This window comes from Halomonas sp. KM-1, assembly GCF_000246875.1.
Taxonomy (GTDB): Bacteria; Pseudomonadota; Gammaproteobacteria; order Pseudomonadales; family Halomonadaceae; genus Halomonas; species Halomonas aerodenitrificans.
The window spans coordinates 1-6,416 of record NZ_BAEU01000001.1; the positions used below are offsets into that span (position 1 = coordinate 1).

Below are 6,416 nucleotides of genomic sequence, written 5' to 3' on the forward strand. Positions count from 1 at the left end.
GTGACGAGACGCGGGCGAGTCAGCTATCCACAGCCGCTCGCAGGCGAGGGGCTGTGGATGGTTTTGCCCCAGGAGTGAAGACGACGACGCCCGCACGGGGCGGGCGTCGGTAGAGCAACTGACTTGTCATCAGTTGGCCTGAGAGCCGGTGGAATGACTCAGCGTAGCGTGACCCGGGCATAGCGCTTCTTGCCGGCCTGAATCACGTAGCTCTTGCCGGTGTCGAGCATGGCATCCTTGGCCGCTACTTCGCCGTCGACCTTGACCCGACCGTTGCCCAGCATGTCCTTGGCCTGGGCGCTGTTGTTGGCCAGCCCCGCCCGGTTGAGCACCGCGGCGATGGGCGCCTGGGCGCTGCCCTCGAAGTCGACCTCTACCTCGGGCAGGTCTTCGGGCAGCTCGCCTTCGGCCAGGCGGTTGCCGGCCGACTTGTGGGCATTGGCCGCGGCCTCTTCGCCGTGGTAGCGGCCGATCAGCTCGCGGGCGAGGATCATCTTGATGTCGCGCGGGTTGGCACCGGCCTCGACGTCGCGCTTGAGCGCTTCGATCTCTTCGTTGGATTTCAGCGAGAGCAGTTCGAAGTAGCGCCACATCAGGCTGTCGGGCATGGAGACGAGCTTGTTGAACATCGAGCCCGGCGCCTCGTCGACGCCGACGTAGTTGCCCAGCGACTTCGACATCTTCTGCACGCCGTCGAGACCTTCGAGCAGCGGCATGGTGATGACCACCTGCGGCTCCATGCCGAAGTGCTTCTGGATCTCGCGCCCCATCAGCAGGTTGAACTTCTGGTCGGTGCCGCCCATCTCGACGTCGGCTTCGAGCGCCACGGAGTCGTAGCCCTGCACCAGCGGGTAGAGAAACTCATGAATGGAGATCGGCTGACCCGACTTGTAGCGCTTGTCGAAGTCGTCGCGCTCGAGCATGCGCGCCACGGTGCTCTGGGCGGCCAGCTCGATCATCTTGGCCGCGGTGAGCTCGCCGAACCACTCGGAGTTGAAGCGCACCTCGGTCTTGTCGGGATCGAGGATCTTGAACACCTGCTCCTTATAGGTCTGGGCGTTGGCACGGACCTCTTCTTCGGTGAGCGGCTTACGAGTGACGTTCTTGCCAGTGGGGTCGCCGATGCGCCCGGTGAAGTCGCCGATCAGGAAGATGATCTGGTGGCCCAGATCCTGGAACTGGCGCATCTTGGTCAGCAGCACACTGTGGCCGAGGTGCAGGTCGGGAGCCGTGGGATCGAAGCCCGCCTTGATGCGCAGCTTGCGGCCGGACTCGAGCTTCTTGATCAGCTCGTCCTCCAGCAGGATCTCCTGGGTGCCTCGTTTCAGCAGCGCCAGTGCGCTTGCGACCTCGCTCATCTCTCCCACTCCAAATACGTTGATCGCCCGTGCGGGCTGGGTCCATCGAATGGGGCACGATGGTAGCATGACTTGATGCCTCGCGGTCCCCCCAGCCTTAGGGAGAAGTAGAGATGCCACTATTCGTTGGTCTGATGTCCGGCACCAGCCTGGACGGCATCGATGCCGCCCTGGTCGAGATCGATTCCACGGGGAGCGCGAGCCTGCTTGCCACCCACGCCGAACCGATGCCCGAAGCGCTGCGCGAGCAGCTGCTCGAGCTCTGCCAGGCCGAACGGGTCGCCTTTGCCGAGCTGGCCAGCGCCGAGGATGCCTTCTGCCGGCTTCAGGCCGTCGCGGTCCAGCATCTGCTCGAAGGCTATCTATCCGAAGGTAAGGGCATCGCCATCGGCGAGATTGCCGCCATCGGCAGCCACGGCCAGACCATCGAGCACGCCCCCTGGGGCCACGCCGACGGGCCGGCCTATACGCTTCAACTCGACAATCCCAGCCTGCTGGCCGAGCTGACAGGCTGCACGGTGGTGGCCGACTTTCGCCGTCGTGACCTGGCCGCCGGCGGTCAGGCCGCTCCGCTCGCGCCGGCCTTCCACGAGGCGCTGTTTCGGCGTGCGGGGCAGTGGCAGCTGGTGCTCAACCTGGGCGGCTTCGCCAACCTGACCCTGCTGCCCCCCGCGGAGAGCGAGGCCGAGGTGATCGGCTTCGATACCGGCCCGGCCAACGCGCTGCTGGATGCCTGGCACGCCCGCCATCGTGGCGGCCGCTACGATCCCGACGGCGCCTGGGCCGCTTCGGGCCAGGTGGATGACTCCCTGCTGGAGCGCCTGCTTGCCGAGCCCTTCTTTCATCGCCCACCGCCGCGCAGCACCGGGCGCGAGGTGTTCCACCTCGACTGGCTCGAAGGCCATCTCACGGGAAAGGAGAGTCCTGCTGACGTGCAGGCAACCCTGGCGGAGCTGACCGCCACCAGTGTGGCTCTGGGCATCGAGATGGCACGCGAGCTGGCCGGCGCTCCGCCGGCCTCGGCGCTGATCCCCTGCGGCGGTGGCGCCCACAATAGCGATCTGCTCGGCCGTCTGGCCCGCCACCTGCCGGAAACCGCCCTGGTACCCAGCAGCGACTGGGGATGGCCGGCCGACTGGCTGGAAGCCGGCGCCTTCGCCTGGCTCGCCTGGCGCCGCCTGGAAGGGCTGCCCGGCAACCTGCCCAGCGTCACCGGCGCTGCCGGCCCGCGCATCCTCGGCGGCGTCTACGCGCCCTAAACTATTCGAGGCTAAAAGTCGTCGTCGTCGCGCAGTGACAGCCGCTGCGCCGACTCCTGCGCCTTGGCCAGCACGTCGCTCTTCTCGTCGCCGTACTTGATCATCATGCGCAGCTCGTTGGCCGAGTCGGCGTGCACCATGGCCACTTCCTCGCTGATCCTGCCCGCCTTGTAGAGGTCGTACAGGGCCTGGTCGAAGGTCTGCATTCCCTGATCGCGGGAGCGGCCCATGACGTTCTTGATCTCGCCCACGTCGCCCTTGCGGATGAGATCGGCGATGAGGGGCGTGCGCTGCAGGATCTCGATGGCCGGACAGCGACCGCCGTCGCGGGTGGGCAGCAGTTGCTGGGCGACGATGGCGTGCAGGTTGAGCGACAGGTCGAGCCAGATCTGCTCGTGGCGCTCGTGGGGGAAGAAGTGAATGATGCGATCCAGCGCCTGGTTGGCGTTGTTGGCGTGCAGCGTGGCCAGGCACAGGTGGCCGGTCTCGGCGAAGGTCAGGGCGTGCTCCATGGTCTCGCGGGTGCGCACCTCGCCGATCAGCACCACGTCCGGCGCCTGGCGCAGGGTGTTCTTCAGCGCCACTTCGAACGACTCGGTGTCGATGCCCACTTCACGCTGATTGATGATCGCCTTCTTGTGCGGATGCACGTATTCGATGGGGTCCTCGACGCTGATGATGTGGCCGCCTACGGTCTCGTTACGCTGCTGGATCATCGACGCCAGAGTGGTCGACTTGCCGGTGCCGGTACCGCCGACCACGAACACCAGCCCGCGCTTGAGATTGGCCAGCTCGCCCAACTGAGGCGGCAGCGATAGTTCTTCGAGATGGGGAATCTCATAGGCGATGCGCCGGATGACCATCGCCAGCTGATTGCGCTGCTGGAAGGCGCTGACCCGGAAGCGACCGCGACCGCTGAGACTCAGGGCGAAATTGGCCTCACGCTCCTGCGCGAAGCGCTCCTTGAGTCCTTCAGGCACGGCCACGTTGACCAGCTCGCGCACCTGCTCCACCGAGAGCCGCTGATCGCCCAGCGCGGTGAGCTTGCCGGCGGTCTTGATGGTGGGTGGCGCCTGAACCGAGATCAGCAGATCCGAGGCCTCCTGCCGGGCCATGATGTCGAGCAGCTGCTCAAGCCATTCCTGTGCTTTCATCTCCCCACCCCCTTGTCGTCATCATCGAACACTCAACTGGTCAGTGCGCTCTTGGCCCGGGCCTGGGCTTCATCGCGATTGACCACGTTCTCCGCCACCAGCTTGGCCAGCGCGGCGTCGAGTGTCTGCATGCCGATGTTGCCGCCGGTCTGGATGGCCGAGTAGATCTGCGCCACCTTGTCCTCGCGGATCAGGTTGCGTACCGCCGCGTTGGCGATGAGGATCTCGTGGGCCGCCACGCGTCCGCCGCTGCGCCGCTTGAGCAGCGTCTGGGAAATGACCGCCTGCAGCGACTCCGACAGCATCGAGCGCACCATGGCTTTCTCTTCGCCGGGGAAGACGTCGATGATCCGGTCGATAGTCTTGGCCGCCGAGGTGGTGTGCAGGGTGCCGAACACCAGATGGCCGGTTTCGGCGGCGGTGAGCGCCAGGCGAATGGTCTCGAGGTCGCGCATCTCGCCCACCAGGATCACGTCGGGGTCCTCGCGCAGGGCGCTGCGCAGCGCCTGGGCGAAGCCGTGGGTGTCGCGATGCACCTCGCGCTGGTTGATCAGACAGCGCTTGCTGCGATGCACGAATTCCACCGGGTCCTCGATGGTGAGGATATGGTCGTAACGGTGATCGTTGATATAGTCGATCATGGCGGCCAGGGTGGTGCTCTTGCCCGAGCCGGTAGGCCCGGTGACCAGCACCAGCCCGCGGGGCAGCAGAGCAAGGCGGCGGAAGACCTCACCCAGCCCCAGGTCCTCCATGGTCAGCACTTCGCTGGGGATGGTACGGAATACCGCGCCGGCGCCACGCGCCTGGTTGAAGGCGTTGACACGAAAGCGCGCCACGCCCGGAACCTCGAAGGAGAAGTCGGTCTCGAAGAACTCCTCGTAGTCACGGCGCTGGCGGTCGCCCATGATGTCGTAGATCAGCTTGCGGACTTCCTTGTCATCCATGGCCGGCACATTGAGGCGGCGAATGTCGCCGTCGACGCGGATCATCGGCGGCAGGCCGGCCGACAGGTGCAGATCGGAGGCGTTCTGTTTTGCCGAGAACGCCAGCAGTTCGGTAATATCCATGCGATTCCCCTGCTCCCGATTAAGGTTCCAGCGAGTATGACAGACCTTGCGGACATGAAGGACTTCATGTGGCTGAGATGACGGATACCATGCTTTCCGAGTCGCTGGCCAGCGCTCGCCGACGTTTGGCCACCGCCTTGTCGGCGGCCGGACGCACGCCCGATGCGGCCCGGCTGCTGGCCGTGAGCAAGACCAAGCCGGCCGGCATGATTCGCGAGGCGTGGCAGCTCGGCCAGCGGGAATTTGGCGAGAACTACGTCCAGGAAGCGCTGGAGAAGCAGACCGAACTGGCCGACCTGAAGGGCATCGTGTGGCACTTCATCGGCCCGCTGCAGGCCAACAAGACACGCGCCGTGGCCGAGCACTTCGACTGGGTGCATAGCGTCGACCGCGTGAAGATCGCCCGACGCCTGAACGACCAGCGCCCCGAGGCACTGGGCCCGCTCGAGGTCTGCCTGCAGGTCAACGTCAGCGGCGAGGCCAGCAAGTCGGGCGTGGCTTTTGACGAACTGGAAAGCCTGGCGCAAGCGGTGGTTTCACTGCCACGCTTGCGTCTGCGCGGGCTGATGGCCATTCCGGCGCCGGCGGCAACCGTGGCCGAGCAGCGAGCCCCGCTGGCACGCCTGCGCCAGGCCCTGGAAGCGTTGCAGCAGCGCTTCCCCGAGGCCCCGCTGGACACCCTGTCGATGGGCATGAGCGACGACCTGGAAGCCGCCATTCTCGAGGGCGCCACCCTGGTACGACTGGGCACGGCCATTTTCGGCGCACGGAACACATCGCGTCGCTAGACGCACTCGCACCGGCACGTGGCCGGTCGCTGGATAACAGAAGAAGGACGAATCGCAATGGCCAGCAGAGTCACCTTCATCGGCGCAGGCAACATGGCCAGCGCCATCATCGGCGGCATGATCGACAACGGCCACCCGGCCACCGCCATCACCGCCACCTCGCCCAGCGATGCCTTCCTGGCGCCGGTGCATGAGCGCTACGGCATTCGCACCAACACCGACAACCAGGCCGCGGTGCGTGACGCCGACATCGTGGTGCTGGCGGTGAAGCCTCAGGTCATGCGCGAGGTCTGCGAAGGGCTGCGCGACACCCTGCAGCGCCAGCGCCCGCTGATCATCTCGGTGGCGGCGGGACTCACCGCCGAGTCGCTGCAGGCCTGGATGGGTGGCGGCCTGCCGCTGGTGCGCTGCATGCCCAATACGCCGTCGCTGGTCGGCGCCGGTGCCGCCGGCCTGTACGCCACTGTCGAAGTGAGCGACGAGCAGCGCGCCCAGGCCACCGAGCTGCTCGAGGCCGTGGGTCTGGTCGAGTGGGTGGCGGAAGAGTCCCTGCTGGATGCCGTGACCGCCGTTTCCGGCAGCGGCCCGGCCTACTTCTTCCTGATGTTCGAAGCCATGGAAGAGGCCGGCGTCAAGCTCGGTCTGCCGGCCGAGACGGCACGGCGACTGGCGATCCAGACGGCGCTCGGCGCGGCGCGCATGGCACAGCAGAGCGAGCTCACCCCGGACCGCCTCAAGCGCAACGTGATGTCTCCCGGTGGCACCACCGAGCGTGCCGTGGAGCACATGG

At 66.3% G+C, this 6,416-nt stretch carries 6 protein-coding genes; 3 read left to right on the plus strand and 3 right to left on the minus strand.

The window, feature by feature from the left end:
* Nucleotides 1-158 precede the first annotated feature (158 nt).
* Complete coding sequence (tyrS, locus tag B8115_RS00005) at nucleotides 159-1,358, minus strand: tyrosine--tRNA ligase (RefSeq protein ID WP_010625669.1); 1,200 nt, start codon at nucleotides 1,356-1,358, stop codon at nucleotides 159-161.
* 113 nt (nucleotides 1,359-1,471) lie between these two features.
* On the opposite strand from tyrS, the gene B8115_RS00010 reads away from it, so the two are divergent.
* Nucleotides 1,472-2,617 carry an anhydro-N-acetylmuramic acid kinase gene (locus tag B8115_RS00010; RefSeq protein WP_010625670.1) on the plus strand — a complete coding sequence of 382 codons (1,146 nt, stop codon included), beginning with the start codon at nucleotides 1,472-1,474 and terminating at the stop codon, nucleotides 2,615-2,617.
* A gap of 11 nt (nucleotides 2,618-2,628) precedes the next feature.
* Here the strand turns inward: B8115_RS00010 and B8115_RS00015 are convergent, their stop codons facing one another.
* Nucleotides 2,629-3,771: a PilT/PilU family type 4a pilus ATPase gene (locus B8115_RS00015; RefSeq protein ID WP_010625671.1), complete on the minus strand. Its 1,143-nt coding sequence runs from the start codon at nucleotides 3,769-3,771 to the stop codon at nucleotides 2,629-2,631.
* A gap of 32 nt (nucleotides 3,772-3,803) precedes the next feature.
* A complete protein-coding gene (locus tag B8115_RS00020; protein WP_010625672.1) occupies nucleotides 3,804-4,838 on the minus strand; it encodes a type IV pilus twitching motility protein PilT in 1,035 nt (344 codons plus the stop codon).
* Between the two features lie 77 nt (nucleotides 4,839-4,915).
* Between B8115_RS00020 and B8115_RS00025 the strand changes: the two genes are divergently transcribed.
* Nucleotides 4,916-5,626 carry a YggS family pyridoxal phosphate-dependent enzyme gene (locus B8115_RS00025; RefSeq protein WP_010625673.1) on the plus strand — a complete coding sequence of 237 codons (711 nt, stop codon included), beginning with the start codon at nucleotides 4,916-4,918 and terminating at the stop codon, nucleotides 5,624-5,626.
* A gap of 57 nt (nucleotides 5,627-5,683) precedes the next feature.
* On the plus strand, nucleotides 5,684-6,416 hold a 733-nt coding region (proC, locus tag B8115_RS00030), incomplete at its 3' end, for a pyrroline-5-carboxylate reductase (protein WP_010625674.1).